Annotated in this window: 14 protein-coding genes, 1 tRNA gene and 3 pseudogenes; 9 read left to right on the top strand and 9 right to left on the bottom strand. The window is 60.9% G+C overall.

Going from position 1 to position 15,229, the window contains the following annotated elements:
• Positions 1 to 84 precede the first annotated feature (84 nt).
• On the bottom strand, positions 85 to 1,044 hold the full coding sequence (locus NKJ40_RS15570; RefSeq protein WP_352466761.1) for a Gfo/Idh/MocA family protein: 960 nt from the start codon (positions 1,042 to 1,044) through the stop codon (positions 85 to 87).
• 236 nt (positions 1,045 to 1,280) lie between these two features.
• Between NKJ40_RS15570 and NKJ40_RS15565 the strand changes: the two genes are divergently transcribed.
• A tRNA-Met gene (locus NKJ40_RS15565) sits at positions 1,281 to 1,357 on the top strand.
• A gap of 522 nt (positions 1,358 to 1,879) precedes the next feature.
• Here the strand turns inward: NKJ40_RS15565 and NKJ40_RS15560 are convergent.
• The 8 genes and pseudogenes from NKJ40_RS15560 to NKJ40_RS15525 all read right to left on the bottom strand — a co-directional run bounded on the left by NKJ40_RS15560 (position 1,880) and on the right by NKJ40_RS15525 (position 7,553).
• The gene (locus NKJ40_RS15560; protein WP_023676573.1) at positions 1,880 to 2,245 is read right to left on the bottom strand and encodes a 4a-hydroxytetrahydrobiopterin dehydratase; all 366 of its coding nucleotides are present in this window, start codon (positions 2,243 to 2,245) and stop codon (positions 1,880 to 1,882) included.
• 49 nt (positions 2,246 to 2,294) lie between these two features.
• A pseudogene (locus NKJ40_RS15555) lies at positions 2,295 to 2,369 on the bottom strand (NADH-quinone oxidoreductase subunit D-related protein); the annotation flags it as partial.
• Positions 2,370 to 2,411: 42 nt separating this feature from the next.
• The gene (gene groL / locus NKJ40_RS15550) at positions 2,412 to 4,055 is read right to left on the bottom strand and encodes a chaperonin GroEL (RefSeq protein ID WP_352466760.1); all 1,644 of its coding nucleotides are present in this window, start codon (positions 4,053 to 4,055) and stop codon (positions 2,412 to 2,414) included.
• A gap of 50 nt (positions 4,056 to 4,105) precedes the next feature.
• Entirely contained in the window at positions 4,106 to 4,420 is a 315-nt protein-coding gene (locus NKJ40_RS15545; protein WP_352466759.1) for a co-chaperone GroES, read from the bottom strand.
• Between the two features lie 633 nt (positions 4,421 to 5,053).
• Positions 5,054 to 5,491 (bottom strand): hypothetical protein, encoded by a 438-nt coding sequence (locus NKJ40_RS15540; protein WP_352466758.1) that lies wholly within the window; start codon positions 5,489 to 5,491, stop codon positions 5,054 to 5,056.
• Between the two features lie 304 nt (positions 5,492 to 5,795).
• A pseudogene (locus tag NKJ40_RS15535) lies at positions 5,796 to 5,920 on the bottom strand (IS6 family transposase); the annotation flags it as partial.
• Between the two features lie 669 nt (positions 5,921 to 6,589).
• A complete protein-coding gene (locus tag NKJ40_RS15530; RefSeq protein WP_352466757.1) occupies positions 6,590 to 7,264 on the bottom strand; it encodes a protein-L-isoaspartate(D-aspartate) O-methyltransferase in 675 nt (224 codons plus the stop codon).
• Between the two features lie 118 nt (positions 7,265 to 7,382).
• The gene (locus tag NKJ40_RS15525) at positions 7,383 to 7,553 is read right to left on the bottom strand and encodes a hypothetical protein (RefSeq protein ID WP_352466756.1); all 171 of its coding nucleotides are present in this window, start codon (positions 7,551 to 7,553) and stop codon (positions 7,383 to 7,385) included.
• Between the two features lie 375 nt (positions 7,554 to 7,928).
• Between NKJ40_RS15525 and NKJ40_RS15520 the strand changes: the two are divergent.
• The 8 genes and pseudogenes from NKJ40_RS15520 to NKJ40_RS15485 form a co-directional block, all read left to right on the top strand.
• Positions 7,929 to 8,228, top strand: a pseudogene (locus tag NKJ40_RS15520) (diacylglycerol kinase); the annotation flags it as partial.
• Positions 8,229 to 8,829: 601 nt separating this feature from the next.
• Positions 8,830 to 10,032: an ABC transporter substrate-binding protein gene (locus tag NKJ40_RS15515; RefSeq protein WP_352466755.1), complete on the top strand. Its 1,203-nt coding sequence runs from the start codon at positions 8,830 to 8,832 to the stop codon at positions 10,030 to 10,032.
• Positions 10,033 to 10,108: 76 nt separating this feature from the next.
• The gene (locus NKJ40_RS15510; protein WP_352466754.1) at positions 10,109 to 10,975 is read left to right on the top strand and encodes a branched-chain amino acid ABC transporter permease; all 867 of its coding nucleotides are present in this window, start codon (positions 10,109 to 10,111) and stop codon (positions 10,973 to 10,975) included.
• Between the two features lie 5 nt (positions 10,976 to 10,980).
• Positions 10,981 to 11,955 (top strand): branched-chain amino acid ABC transporter permease, encoded by a 975-nt coding sequence (locus NKJ40_RS15505; RefSeq protein ID WP_292659991.1) that lies wholly within the window; start codon positions 10,981 to 10,983, stop codon positions 11,953 to 11,955.
• A 4-nt stretch (positions 11,956 to 11,959) separates the two neighbouring features.
• Positions 11,960 to 12,739: an ABC transporter ATP-binding protein gene (locus tag NKJ40_RS15500; RefSeq protein ID WP_352466753.1), complete on the top strand. Its 780-nt coding sequence runs from the start codon at positions 11,960 to 11,962 to the stop codon at positions 12,737 to 12,739.
• 2 nt (positions 12,740 to 12,741) lie between these two features.
• A complete protein-coding gene (locus NKJ40_RS15495; protein WP_352466752.1) occupies positions 12,742 to 13,464 on the top strand; it encodes an ABC transporter ATP-binding protein in 723 nt (240 codons plus the stop codon).
• Positions 13,465 to 13,472: 8 nt separating this feature from the next.
• Entirely contained in the window at positions 13,473 to 14,213 is a 741-nt protein-coding gene (locus NKJ40_RS15490) for an aspartate/glutamate racemase family protein (RefSeq protein ID WP_023722329.1), read from the top strand.
• A 102-nt stretch (positions 14,214 to 14,315) separates the two neighbouring features.
• Positions 14,316 to 15,020 carry a GntR family transcriptional regulator gene (locus tag NKJ40_RS15485; RefSeq protein WP_023722328.1) on the top strand — a complete coding sequence of 235 codons (705 nt, stop codon included), beginning with the start codon at positions 14,316 to 14,318 and terminating at the stop codon, positions 15,018 to 15,020.
• The last annotated feature ends 209 nt before the right edge of the window (positions 15,021 to 15,229 follow it).

Genomic DNA, 15,229 nt, shown 5'->3' with positions numbered 1-15,229 from the left:
TGTCGCAGCGGTTTTGCGATAACGACATGCATAAAAACAAGGACCTACAGCGCGTCGTATGAGGTCGAACGAACGCGACGCGCTTTAGGGCCTGGTGTGGGCGACGGTGCCGGCGGTCAGGATGCGCAGCACCCTGATGGCTTCCTCGCCGCTGGTGCGCGGTTCGGCCCGCGTCTCGATGCAGTGGATGAAATGCTCGAGCTCGCGCGTCAGCGGCATGCCCTCGCCGACCGCCACATAGGACGGCTCGTTGGCGGTGAACGCCCATTGCCCGCTGTCCTGCCACACCGCGTGGCGGTACACGGCAAGCTTGCGCTCCCACGGCTCGACATCGTCAAATACCGCCATTGCCTTGGTGCCGACCACGGTCAGCCGCCGTTCGCGGTAAGGGTTGAGCCGCGAGGCGAACAGATGGCCGCGCAGGCCGTTGGGAAAGCGCATGTGCAGATGCGCGAAGTCGCTGAGATTGTCGAGAAGGGCAGCGCCTTCGCCGCGCACTTCGACCGGCTCGGTGCCGGTGATGGCCAGGATCATCGACAGATCGTGCGGCGCCAGATCCCACAACGCATCGTTTTCGGTGTGGAACTTGCCGAGGCCTAGCCGATGCGAATGGATGTAGCGGACCTCGCCGAGCTCGCCATTGTCGATCAGCGCCTTCAGCGTCTCGAAGGCGGGATGGAAGCGCAGCACGTGGCCGACCATGAAGACACGGCCATTATCGGCGGCCGCCTGCACCGAGCGCTCGGCATCGGCCACTGTCAGCGCGATCGGCTTCTCCACCAGCACGTCCTTGCCCCCGAGCACGGCGCGCACCGCCATGTCGGCATGGAACTGCGGCGGCAGCGCCATGACGATGGCGTCGACATCGTCGCGGGCAAACAGCGCCTCCGGCTCGATCGCCAGGCAATCCTGCTCGCTGGCAAAACCCTCCGCACGCGCCGGGTTGACGTCCGAAACCGCGTGCAGCGCGCCGAGCGCCTTGAGGGTGCGGATGTGGTTGCTGCCCCAGTATCCGCAACCGAGGACTGCAATGCGCGGTTTCATCAATTCATGACCATGGCTTTCGTGGCCGAGACATAGCGACGTGCCTCGCTGAACTCAACCCCGGCCTGTGCGCCCAAATGTCTGCCCGGCAAAGCTTTAGGCGCCAGCAATATGCCGGCTCGGCAGCCACTTCGATGCTTGACAGGCTTGGCCTCGCAACCTTATATCCGCGCGACCTTGGCGAACGCGCCGATATGCCTGCCGATTTAAGCTGGATTTCGGGCCTTCGCCGCCCTGGCGGGGTAGCTCAGTTGGTTAGAGCACGGGAATCATAATCCTGGGGTCGGGGGTTCAAGTCCCTCTCCCGCTACCACCCTAAACCCACTATCGTACGTAATAGTGGGTTCATGCCTGTAGCCTCCGGCTTCCATGCGTTCCCCAGCATAACGCGCTTGGGGGAATGTGTTCCCGCCGATGAGGGCGGCAAGCTTGCCTTTGACCTCGATTTCAAAACCCTCTCGCGACCCTTTCGGGTGGATCGTCACGCTGTGTACAAGCGTGCGGAAACTCTTCACCAAAGCGCCCCGATCGTCGTCCGCCTCAGCGTGATGAGCTAAGACCGCAGCCAGCGCATCGACCGTTTCGACATACTTTTCTATTGTCGTTGGATGGAGAGTGAGGGTTGATGGCGCCTCTTCAAGATTGGCCAGTTCCGCCTCGGCCTCAAAACGTCGAGCTTTGAGTTCGGCGATGCGTTCCCGAGCATCGTCATCGCCAATCACACCCTTGACTACCAGATCAATGTTGCGCTGCCGCTCACCTTCGATCCGCGCAATCTTTATCTCGGACGACAGTGCATAAACGACCTCACTTGATTGGCAATGGATTTGCCGTGTCACCGTTGGCGGTCGAGGGGCCGCCCCGCGCGATCGAGCATCCGATCGATCTTGCTCGCCATGATGAAATCGTTCTCGTGCAGTCCTTTGATCTTCTTGGTGCTCAGGGAAACCGTCACATAACCCCAGCCGAAGCTGATGTCGGGGTGATGGCCCTCGGTTTCGGCGAGCTCACCGATCTCCTGAACAAGGGTGAGCGCGTCCCGGAAATTGCGGCATCGAAAGCTCCGCTGGATGCGGTGGGCATCGTCACCCAGCTCCCAATCAGGAGCCTGTGCCTGGAACCGTTGGGCTTCATCACGCGTGAGCGGCGGGACGCCGCCGCGACAAGGCGTACATGTTTTCTCGGCAAGAGTGTCGGTCATGTTCTTGTCTCCAAGACCATTTTTAGCAGCAAATACGACAGCGACGAGCCTATCGATCGATCTCCCCGAACACGATGTCGAGCGAACCGATGATCGCCGAGATATCGGCTCGCATGTGCCCGCGTCGCTGGCCTTCCGTCGTCCTGGCTATAGTCTCAGGCGCCGCTCAGTAGTCCATTCCGCCCATTCCGCCCATACCTCCCGCGCCACCCATAGCGGGCGAAACCTTCTGCGGAATGTCCGCGATCATTGCTTCAGCGGTGATCAGGAGCGCGGCAATCGAGCCGGCATCCTGCAGGGCCGTCCGAACGACCTTGGCGGGGTCGACGATACCGGCCTTGATCATGTCGACATAGACTTCGTTCTGGGCGTCGAAGCCCTGGTTGTGATCCTTGCTGTCGGAGAGCTTGCCGACGACGATCGAACCTTCAACGCCGGAATTCTCGGCAATCTGGCGGATCGGGGCTTCAAGTGCTCTCAGCACAATCGAAATACCTGCCGTCATATCAGCATTCGCGCCAGTAAGCTCAGTCAAAGCTGCCTTGGCGCGCAAAAGCGCAACACCGCCGCCGGCAACGATGCCTTCTTCCACGGCTGCACGAGTGGCGTTCAGCGCATCATCGATGCGGTCCTTCTTTTCCTTGACTTCCGTCTCGGTCGCGCCGCCGACGCGAATGACAGCAACGCCGCCAGCCAGCTTGGCGAGACGTTCCTGGAGTTTCTCCTTGTCGTAATCCGAGGACGTTTCCTCGATCTGCAACTTGATCTGCTGGACGCGCGCCTGGATGGTGGCTTTCTCGCCGGCGCCGTCGATGATCGTCGTCGTATCCTTCTCGATGAGCACGCGCTTAGCCCGCCCGAGCATGTCGATCGTGACGTTCTCGAGTTTGATGCCGAGATCCTCGGAAATCATCTGTCCGGCGGTGAGCACGGCGATGTCTTCCAGCATCGCCTTGCGCCGGTCACCGAAGCCTGGCGCCTTGACGGCTGCGACCTTGAGGCCGCCGCGCAGCTTATTGACGACCAGCGTCGCCAGCGCCTCGCCTTCGACGTCTTCCGAGATGATCAGCAGCGGCTTACCGCTTTGCACCACAGCTTCGAGGATCGGCAGCAACGCCTGCAAATTGCCGAGCTTCTTCTCATGGATGAGCACGTAAGGGTCCTCCAGCTCGGCGCGCATTTTTTCGGCATTGGTGACGAAATAGGGCGAGAGATAGCCACGGTCGAACTGCATGCCTTCGACGACATCGAGTTCGGTTTCGGCGGTCTTGGCTTCTTCGACGGTGATCACGCCGTCATTGCCGACCTTGTCCATCGCCTTGGCGATCATGGCGCCGACCGACGCGTCGCCATTGGCGGCAATCGTGCCGACCTGGGCGATCTCGTCCGAAGATTTGACTTTCCTGGCCCTGGCTTGAATGTCCTTCACCACAGCAGCCACAGCAAGGTCGATGCCGCGCTTGAGGTCCATCGGGTTCATGCCCGCGGCAACGAATTTGGCACCTTCGCGCAGGATGGAAGCGGCCAGCACCGTGGCTGTCGTCGTGCCGTCGCCGGCGAGGTCGTTGGTCTTCGAGGCCACTTCGCGCACCATCTGGGCGCCCATGTTCTCGAACTTGTCGGCAAGCTCGATTTCCTTGGCGACGGCGACACCATCCTTGGTGATGCGCGGCGCGCCATAGGCCTTGTCGATGACGACATTGCGGCCTTTGGGGCCGAGCGTCACCTTGACGGCGTTGTTCAGAATTTCGACGCCGCGAAGCATCCGGTCGCGGGCATCGGTAGCGAATTTGATTTCCTTGGCAGACATGATTTTACGTCCAGTTCAGTCTTGAAATTGCGGGATCGGAAATCGCCCGGTCAGGCGGCTTTCTTGGCCGCTTTGGTCTTCTCGACGATGCCCAAAATGTCGCTCTCCTTCATGATCAGGAGGTCCTCGCCGTCGATCTTGACCTCGGTGCCGGACCATTGGCCGAACAGGATGAGATCGCCGGCCTTGACGTCGAGCGGGATCAGCTTGCCGCTCTCGTCACGCGAGCCCGGGCCCACGGCGATCACTTCGCCTTCCCGAGGCTTTTCCTTGGCGGTGTCGGGAATAATGATCCCGCCCTTGGATTTGGTATCGCCTTCCGCGCGCCGAATGACGACGCGGTCGTGGAGTGGCCGGAATTTCATTGGGGGTTCTTTCTGCCGCCGCACATAGAGCGACTGCAACACTTAACGTAGCCCCTTTGGCACTCGAATGATAGGAGTGCCAAATTTTTAATTCCTCAAACCGAAAATATTTGAAATGTAAATCAGTCGTTGTTACCGGCGCTTTTGGCCGTCCGAAAGGCGGAGCCATAAGCAATTTTATTGTAATTCATCCCTCTTAATTTTGCCGACAACAGCTATATTAATCCGCAATTACGAACCAAACCTATTGAGCCTTGATTGAATGTGCATCGAGAGATATATGCAGTTCGCGAAAATTTGGCACGATTTGGCTTTCCCGGTCCCGATCGACATAGGTCCGCGACCTTCGACCCACCATGAAGCATCGAATTTTCGACAGCGAATGTATAGCGCTTATCCGGCGCGCATGTCGCTCTGTTCGAGCCTTTGAACCACGGCGCTGACCACGGATGTACTGGCAGCATTGGGATCTTTCCGGTTCGGATGGAAAAGATGCAGGTCGGCGTGCTCCTGCGGAAAGCCGCACCCCCTCATGCAACGCAGCCTCCCCGCGTGGGGAGCGCTTGCCTGCGCTACGGCGGCGGCTTTCCATGCGAGCCGCTTCAAAAATGATGCTGCGAAACGGCTCCGGCTTTATCCGACGAACGCCTCACGCATCCGAGCGAACATGCCGGGCTGTCTCCCGGCAATCGCCGCACGGATGTGACGGGCGGCCGTTACGGCGCTCACCGTCGCGCCGAAATGACAATAGCAGATGATCTCATGCAATTGCTTGTCGGTCAGTTCGAAGAACCGCTTCGCTTCGCCGCAGTTGTCGTTTTCCAACCCGGCGGCGCGGAGGACAGGATCCTCGAAAGCGACTGAGATCGGCGAGCCGTCGCCGCGCATGGCCCCGCGTGATCTAACCGGCTGATACTCGGTCTGGTGTAGCGTCGAGAGTCGCCGGTCAGGGTTCCGTTCAAGGAGCTCCGCCCAGCGTTCAAGACGTTCGCTGCGCGACATGGCCTGGCGCAGGTAGTCCTGATCGATCTCGGCGACAATCTGCAGTTGCTCAAGCGTCTGGTGCTTCATTTTAGCCTCCTATTCGGACGATAGTTGGCCCACCCATATCCTTCTTATACCTGCGGCCAGCGTGACTCCGACCGATCGTGAAGTCCAATCACGATGATGCTGGGAGGGCTTCCCCCCACGAAAATGCGGAGGCTTTGCAAAGATCCGGCCATTAATTTGGCGAACGCGGTCAAATGCGCGGCTGTTCGACGATGTCGGTCTGGAGTCCGTGCCGATCGAGCTGATCGACGGGCAGAGTCTGTGCTGGAGTAGCCCGGCTCCATCGCTGGCCGGGCAGCGGGATCAAGCGAGTGGCAGTTTAGCTTCGAAACCGCCGAAGGCCGGGCTGATGCGAGTTCTCCGCCCGGTCGTTGGGCCCTTGTGGCTCCAGTGTACGACTTCCGGCATGACCTGGCGCCTGGCTACTCCGTAGGATCGCAGTTTGTCCGTGTCGAAACCATTATCGAAGTTACCCGGCCCGATGGCGGTGTGTTGCGGATTGCGCAATCCAAGGACCGGTCCGTCCATCAACCAACAAGTTGAGCCGAAGCCATCTCAAAAACGGTCCAGGCTGTGCGTCGTCAGGATGGTAGCCGAACCAGCGAAACAGCCAATCAGGTGTCCCTTCCTTCGACCTTTAGAGACTGAGCAGTCAGCTGCCGCCAAGCGAGAATGACGATCGCTCTCACTGCTGCGGCGCTGGTATCGGTGTGCCGCCAAACCAACCAGCCGCATACGCAATCATGACCAATACCACGATCACGGATACCACGCCGTACTAGAGGCGCCTGTCCTTGAGATCCATCGTTACCTCCTGCCCGCTACGTGTTGGCCACTGGGCGAATTCCTTGAGCCTTTGGCCGTCATTTCCCAGATGAGCGACCCATTTGCCCTCTGGTAGGCACACAGTAGGCTGGATAAGGGGTCTTTGAGAAGCGCGCAATACGACCTCGCCGGCATGACCGCCAGCGGCTGCGACCGGCGGCTGCAGGCGTGCTCGACGAGTAGCGTTGCGGCATGGATGTCAAAAGATCGGCAATGCCATCCAGCGCCTGTGTGATCGATGCGGCGCGCGTTATCCTGATCCTCCAGCACGGCTCCGCGCAGCCGCACCCCTCATTAGACCGTTTCGAGACGGCTGAACCGAACCGGGATGAGTTTGCGAGTCTTCAGTTGCCCTGCCGCATCCTTGTCGATGACCGTCAGCAACTGCGCTTCTCCAGGTCCCACGGGCAGGACCAGGCGTCCCCCGGGTTTGAGCTGCTCAAGCAAAGCCGGCGGTGTCCGCTCAGCGGCCGCGGTGACCAGGATCTTGTCGAATGGGGCGTGCTCAGGCCAGCCGCGAGACCCGTCTCCGACACGAATGCCGACATTGGAGAAGCCGAGACCCCGCAGGAGAGCCTCGGCATGGCTTGCGAATTCCTCGATGATTTCGACGCTCCAAACTTGCCCGGCAAGGTCCGCGAGGATTGCGGTTTGGTAGCCTAGGCCGGTGCCGATCTCGAGCACTACCTCGTGCGGTTGCGGCGCAAGGAGATCGGTCATGAGAGCAACGATGAAGGGCTGCGAGACGGTTTTATCAAAGCCGATCGGCAGCGGCATGTCTTGGTAGGCATAAGGCGCAACTGATGCTGGCACGAAGAGGTGCCGCGGTATCCGCCTCATCGCCGCCAATACCCGCTCATCGAGCGCCACCTTGCCAAGTTCTTCGCTTGCAAGATCGGTGTGAATTGCAATCATCTCGACCATGTGCCTGCGTAGAACCGCGAGGTGCTCTTCGTTCATCGGCTTCATGACGGTGGGGCGCTCCTCAACCAGTCTGCTGCCTGATAGCCTTATACCCTGTTCGTCTTGTCACAGTAACCATGTCGTCGAGAACGCGGCTTCGGTTGGGGCGGGTTGTACCGCCCTGCTATTTCGTCGCCGTCCTTGGTGCTCTCCCGTTCCTCGCACCGGGGTGGAACGGCGTGCGCATCAGAAGCTCGCCAGCCCAGGCGACAACATCGATATAGCGGATCGCCAGCCAGTTGAGCACCAATAGGCCGAAGGCCAAAACGACGCCGAACCCTGCGCTGTCGCTCACCGGCTCCATCCCGTGCTGATCGTGCGTGATCTGGCGATTGACGATGACCGAACCTGGGCGAGCCAGCAGCGCTATTCGCGCTGCAGGCCGGCCATACGATAATCAGCGTTAGCCCGCGTGGCGCTGCTGAGAAGAACCGGAATTTCGTGATGGCTTGCCGCCGCCATTGGCGCGGCACTGGGGGACCGGCTGTCCTTCTGGATCGGCAAACGGCTTGGAAAGCGGGTTTCGCACTATTGGCCCCTCTCCTGTTCTTCGAGCGGTGGGGGGTCGCCGGCGCTTCTTCGGTCCCTTGCGTGCATCCGTACCCTTGGTGGCGGGCATCTGCGCGATGCCCGCTCTGACGTTTCAGTTTGCCAATATCGCTTCGGCTCGCCGGAGTTCGTAGCCGACGTTGCACGGTTTTTCGACGTCACGAGAGGACACGTCTTGCTCGCCGGTCCCAAGACGATCGCAAGCGTTCCGGATTTTGCTCGCGCGGATCGGGAACTTGTCGTCGTTCACTCCAGTATGGATCCCGAGGACACGCTCAAGCGCTTTGCCGGCCGTGTCGTCTTCATCGGCGGCGGTCCACCGGTCTGGGACGCCTACGCGCGCTTCGTCAGCCACTGGGATGTCACGCGGCTGCCCTATGACGGGCCGGCGGACCGCTGGTTCGATGCAAGATGGCTTACGGGGGTGGCGAAGTTGCCAGAAATCACCGCGACCAATGAAGGCTCGGCTCGTATCGATCTGGGATTATTTAGACCACCTCGCGACCCAAGTTCCAGACCGCATTTTATGCAACTTTACATCGAACACAGAACCGACAGCGGTGCAGCTTGCAATTTTTTCGCCGAACGGCGTCACACGGTGATGGTCGTGCAGCACCAGCCCGCGCACAAAACGATCGCGGACTCCTTCCTGCAACTGGCGCAATCCCCCGAAAGTCCTGCGGAACCGTTGCGGAGGCCTTCACCTCGATACCGACGACCCGACCGCGTCGATCCTCGATCACGACGCCGACCTCGTCCTGATCCTTGGTCCGTAGTGTGAGAAAGACACCCGTCGCTCTGACCACCATGCGAGCTTCAGGAATTCCGACACCACGAACCTCTCGAGCAAAGCACCGAACCGCGATCGGTCCTACGTTCTTCGTCTACGGCCGCTCACAAGATTGTCAACAATCTGAGAAAGTTTTGTTGACAGGTGATTGATTTGAGCCTTCACTCACAAAAGTCCGCGTATCGGTCGAGTTCTGTCGCAACAATGCGCGGCCTCCAAAGGGGAAAGAACAATGATCAACAGACGTTCAATAATCACATCCGCGGCGCGCGGCGCCGTCTCCGCGCTGGCAATCATGGCCGGCGGCACAATCGCGGTGCACGCCGCCAACAAGGAACTCAAGATCGGCTTTGTCGGCGTGACGAGTGGCGCGGCCGCTGCGTGGGGCACATCCAACGTCCGCTCGATGCAGACGCGCGCCGCCTGGATCAACGAAACCGGCGGTGTGAAGATTGGTGACGAGACCTATGACATCAAAATCGTCACCTTCGACGACCAGAAGGACCCGAAGCGGGCGATCGCCGGCATGGAGAAGATGGCCCAGGAGGGCATCCACTATGTCGTCGGTCCGAATGTCGACGACGGCGCGGCGGCGGTGCGTCCCGTGGCAGAATCCAAGGGCATCATCTATTTTCCCTACGCATTCCCGAAGGAACTCTACACCCCGCCGGCGTCCAACGCCGTGCTCGGCATGATCGCCAACTACCAGTCGGCTCCGGCGATCTACAAATATCTCATGGAAAACAGGGGCGTGAAAAAAGTTGCCTTTGTCGCCGCCAACGAATCCGATCCGCTGAGCCAGCGGGATGGCGGTGTTGCCGCGGCAAAGGCGCTCGGGCTCGAGGTTGTGGCCGCCACGGATGTCTACCAAAACGATACCCGCGATTTCACGCCGGTACTGACGCCGATCGTTTTGCAAAAACCGGACCTGCTGGTGCTTTCGGGCGTCGCGCCGGGCAATGCGCCGCTGCTGATCCGCGCCGCGCGCGAGCTCGGCTACGAAGGCCTGATCTCCACCGAAACGGCGCAGGATGCCAAGGTGCTGGAAGAGGGCGCGGGCGAGTTGGCCAACGGCTTCATCTCGGTCGGCGGCGCATCGACGCCCGAAATCGCGTCCGACACGATGAAGGAGTTCGTCGAACGCTATACGAAAATGTTCGGCGAATACAATGACGAGTCCAACACCAAGGTCTACGCGCTCGAATACATCATCGAGACGCTGAAGGCGAACCCGGCCGCGATCGACAATGTCGAGGAGTTCAAGAAGACGATCGACACTTTCTCGGCGCCCAATCCCTATCTGAAGGGCGATGCCAAGCTGACCTATGTCGGAATGACGTCATTTGGCCAGAAGCGCCAGCTTTCGGTCCCGATGGTGGTCACGGAATACCGCGACGGCAAGTTCGAGACGCTCTTCGTCGCTCAAGTCGATTGACGCAACTGCACCGAAGCGGATTGCCGCAGAGGCTCGAGCATTCGTCTTCAGCCTCTGAACGGCCGGAACCATCCTGATGGAACAAGTCATCGCCAACGGGCTTTATCTTGGCGCGCAATACGCCTTGATCGCGCTCGGTCTGACCCTGATCTTCGCGCTGATGAACGTGCTTAACTTTGCCCATGGGCAGATGTACGTTCTCGGCGGCTTCGTCACCTACACCGTCTATGGCCAGCTCGGCATGCCTTTCGTCGTCGCGCTCGTCGCGTCCGGGATCACGCTGCTGGTCATTGGAGCGCTTGTCGAGAAATTCCTTTTCAGGACGGTGATTAAGCGAAGCGTGCGGGAGGAAAGTACGATGCTTCTCGCGGCGGCGGTCGCATTCTTCCTCGACGCCGTGATCCTCCTCCTGTTCGGCGAAAAGCAGCGCGGCGTGCCGAAGATCGTCAAAGGCGTCTTCGTCTCCGACAGCCTCATAATGCCTTACGACCGGCTGCTGGTCGGCGCACTCGCCATACTGTTCATCGCCTCCTTCGTGCTTTTCATGCAGTACAGCAAGCCGGGACGCGCCATGCGGGCGCTGGCGCAGGACCGGGTCGCGGCGCAGCTGATGGGCGTCGAGGTCGACCGCTATTCGATGATCGGCTTTGCGCTCGGCGCCATGCTTGCCGGCATAGTCGGCGGGCTGCTGGTCGCCATCACCGGCGTCAATTCGGGCATCGGCGGGCCGATCTCGATCAAGGCGTTCTTGATGGTGATGATCGGCGGGGCCGGCGTGGTCAGCGGAGCGATCGCCGGCGGCTTCATCCTCGGCATGATGGAATCGGTCGGCCTGACGGTCCTACGCCAATATGGCGACGTCACTTATCTCGTCATCTTCGCCGCGCTGATGGTGTTCCTGAGCATCCGCCCGAACGGGCTCATGGGCAAGCCGTGGGGATGATGGACATGAAGCGTACACGCAACATCCTCGCCGTCGCTGTCTTCCTGCTGGTCGTACTCGTCGGCGTGCCCTGGCTGATCGAGGCGACCGGTCGGCTCGACCTCTACTACACGCTGACCTCGGTCGCGCTGCTCAGCATCGCCAGCGCCGGGGTGTGGGTGACTTTCTACATCGGCCGCATCAATATCGGCCAGGGGGCCTTCGCGCTTATGGGCGGCTATGTTTCGGCCATTCTTGTCGTCCAGTACGGTGTGTCGTTCTGGCTGACACTGCCGCTGGCTGGGCTATTCTGCGCCGCTGCAAGCGTGCTGATCGGACTGCCCATCCTCAGGCTTCGCGGCGTCTATTTCGCCATGGTCACGCTGGTTTTGACCGAAGTGGCGCGGCTGCTCGCGCTGGCGCTGCCGATCACCAACGGAGCCAAGGGCATGGTCAGCATTCCGCTCCCCGGCGGCATCTCGATCTTCGGGCTGACCATCCTTCCAGATTTCGCGACGCTCGCCAATCCGCGTCCCGCCTTCTATCTGGTGTCGGTTGTGCTGATGGTGCTGTGCTTTGCGGCGCTCTACCGCCTAGTCCATTCGCGCATTGGCAAACTCTGCCAGTCGTTGCAGCAGAACGAGGAACTGGCCTCCTCGATCGGCGTCAACATCGCCTATCTGCGCGTTATCGCCTACGCCTTCTCCTCATTCCTCGGCGGTCTCGGCGGTGCGATGTTCGTCGCCATCTCGCAGTCGATCTATCCGTCGAGCTTCACCGTCACCGACTCGGTGAACTTCATGCTGAACTGCTTCCTCGGCGGGCTCGGCCACGTTTTCGGGCCGATGATCGGCACCTTCGTGCTCTATTTCGGCTGGGATTTCCTGTTCGAGACCGGCGAGTTCCAGTTGCTGATCTTCTCTTCGGTGCTGATCGCGCTGATGCTGTTCCTTCCCAACGGCCTGCTCAGCCTCAGGCTGTTCGGCAAGAAGCAGGGCTAGGACCATGACTGAGCTTCTCCAGATCAAGGCCGTGACCAAACGCTTCGGCGGGCTGGTCGCGGTCAACAATGTTTCCTTCGCGGTCCGCGAACGCGAAATCCTCTCCGTCATCGGCCCCAACGGCGCCGGCAAGTCGACGCTGTTCAAGTTGATTTCCTCTTTCCTCAATCCGACCTCGGGCGAAGTGCTATTCCGGGGAGAGCGGATTTCAGGCCTGGCGCCGCATATCGTCGCCCGGAAGGGCGTGGTGCGCACGTTCCAGGAGACGACGATCTTCAAGGGCATGACCGTGCGCGACAATGTCATCATCGCGCATCACCTGCGTTCCAATGCCAGCCTTGCCGGCTTTTATCTCGGCACGAACACCGCACGGCGCGACGAGGATGAATTCGGCCGCTCGGCCGACGAGATCATCGACTTCCTCGATCTCGGCGCGCAACGGCATGAGATCGCCAGCACGCTGCCGCACGGCCATCTGCGCGCGCTCGGGATTGCCATCGGGCTCGCTACCGACCCGACCGTGCTTCTGCTCGACGAGCCCTTCGCCGGCATGAACCATGACGAAACCGTGCGCGCGGTGGAGATGGTGCGCGGCGTGCGGAAGCGCGGCGTGACTGTCCTGCTGGTCGAGCACGATATGCCCGCCGTCATGAACATTTCCGACCGCATCGTCGTCCTGAACTTCGGTGTGAAAATCGCCGAGGGAACGCCGAAGGAAATCCAGGAGAACGAAAAGGTCATCGAGGCCTATCTCGGCGCCGAAGATGAGACGATCGGATTTTAGCCATGAGCGAACTGCTGAAAGTCTCCGACGTCGAACTCTACTACGACCATGTCTATGCACTGAAGGGCGTGTCGCTCAACGTCAACGAGGGCGAGACCGTCGCGCTGATCGGCGCGAACGGCGCGGGCAAATCCTCGATCCTGCGCGCCATCACCGGCCTGAAGAAAGTCCGCAGCGGCGAGATTCATTTCCGGGGCCACCGCATCGACGGAACGCGCCCGGACGAGCTGGTCAGGATGGGCATCGCCATGGTGCCGGAGGGTCGGCGCGTCTTTTCCTACATGACGGTGCGCGACAATCTGATGATGGGCGCCTTCACCCGCACCGACAAGGCCGAAATCGCCAGGACGCTGGACATGGTGCTCACGCGCTTTCCGCGCCTGAAGGAACGCTATTCCCAGACGGCGGGCACGATGAGCGGCGGCGAACAGCAGATGCTGGTGATCGGGCGGGCGCTGATGGCCAAACCGAAGCTTCTGCTGCTCGATGAACCCTCGCTCGGCGTCGCGCCGAAGCTCGTCCAGGACATCGCCCGCTCCATCGTGGCGATCAATCGCGACGAAAAGGTCAGCGTTCTCTTGGTCGAGCAGAATTCGCGCATGGCGCTGCGCATCTCGCAGCGCGCCTACGCACTGACGACCGGAAAGATCGCGCTGGCCGGACATTCGGCTGAGCTGCTTGGCGACGACCGGGTCAAGAAACTCTATCTCGGCGGGGAAATATGAAAGCGCAAATGGACATACTCGTCGTCAATCCCAACACCACTGCGTCCATGACCGAAAAGATCGGCGAGGCGGCGCGCGGCGCGGCTTCGGCCGGCACCAGGATCATCGCCGTCAATCCGAAGGACGGGCCGCCGAGCGTCGAAGGCTATTTCGACGAGGTCTTCGCCATCCCGGGAATGATCGGCGAGATCCAGAGACATCCGGCGGCGAGCGCCTGCGTTATCGCCTGCTTCGACGACACCGGCCTCGACGCAGTACGCTGCGTCGGCGAGATGCCGGTGGTCGGCATCGGCGAAGCGGCGTTTCACATGGCGAGCCTAATTGCCGGCAAGTTCAGCGTGGTGACCACGCTGTCGCGTTCGGTGCCGGCGATCGAGCACAATCTGGTGCGCTACGGCCTCGCCAGCCGCTGCGCCAGGGTGCGGGCAAGCGACGTTCCCGTTCTAGAGCTCGAAGTGCCCGGCTCCAACGCCCGCCATCGAATTTCGGAGGAGATCGAGCGCGCCATCCGCGACGACCGGGCCGAAGCGATTGTGCTGGGATGCGCCGGCATGGCCGACCTCGCCGCCGCGCTCAGCCGCGAACATGGCCTTCCTGTGCTCGACGGCGTCGCCTGCGCCGTACAACTCTGCGAGAGCCTCGTCAGCCTTGGCTTGTCGACCTCGAAGCGCGGCGGCTACCAGGTTCCACTCGAAAAATCCTTCGCCGGAATCTTTGCGCCCTTTTCGCCCTCCGGCCGTGTATCCTGATGCGTGCAAAATTGTTGACACTCCCACACAGGATGTTCGATGTCCGGCCGGAAACGCGGTGTTCGCGCCGCTATGCGATCCGGCCGCCGGGACAATGAGACGATGGACCTGCTTGGACCAAAGACACGGGATGGCGACAAGCCGACGATGCGCTGGTTTCCGGTCTATGCCGGCCTGCGCGACGCCATCGTCAGCCATCGCCTCGCACCGGGCACAAAGTTGCCCGAGGACGAGCTCGCCTCGATCTATTCGGTGAGCCGCGCGGTGATACGCGCGGCGCTGCAGGCGCTGTCGCATGACCGCTTGGCTCGGCTCGAGCCGAACCGCGGCGCGTTCGTCGCTCAGCCGACCAAGCAGGAAGCGCGCGAGGTGTTCGAAGCGCGGGCGCTGATCGAGCCCAAGGTCGCGGCGCTTGCCGCCGAAGTGGCAAAGCCGGCCGAGATCGCGCAACTGCGGCTTCATCTCGAAAAAGAGCACGAGGCCCTGCATGCCGGCCGCGACAGCGACGCCATAATGCTGTCGGCAAAATTCCATGTCGGCATCGCTGAAATCGCCGGCCATTCGATCCTGACCGGCTTCGTCAAGGACCTGTTGTCGCGGTCGTCGCTGATCATCGCGCTCTACTGGCGCCGCCGCGACACCACCTGCGAAAGCCACGCCCATCACGCCCTCGTTGATTCCATCGAAAAGCACGACGCAAAAAACGCGTCCGACCTGATGCAAAGTCATCTCATCGACCTTCTGTCGGGCCTTGATCTGTCGCTTGGCGAGAAGAAGCCCGAGAGCCTGTCGGACATCTTGCGCTGATCTCCGCTGTCAAACTCTTCGCCGGAGTTCGCCCATGTCCCCACGTGCTGGGCGTGATCGAAGCAATGCATAGCATGCATCGGTCCATGAGGACTGCTTCTTCGTTCCTGCCGTCATAACAGTAGCGCTCGTTGAGTCCGCGGCGCTGCCCTCCAGCTTCACCTACTCCTGCTGCCGCACAACGGGGCACGCAGTCGCAGCAAGGATTG

Origin of the sequence: Mesorhizobium sp. M0119 (assembly GCF_040322615.1) — a bacterium.
Lineage (GTDB): Bacteria > Pseudomonadota > Alphaproteobacteria > Rhizobiales > Rhizobiaceae > Mesorhizobium.
This window is presented reverse-complemented; position numbering and strand designations above follow the sequence as displayed.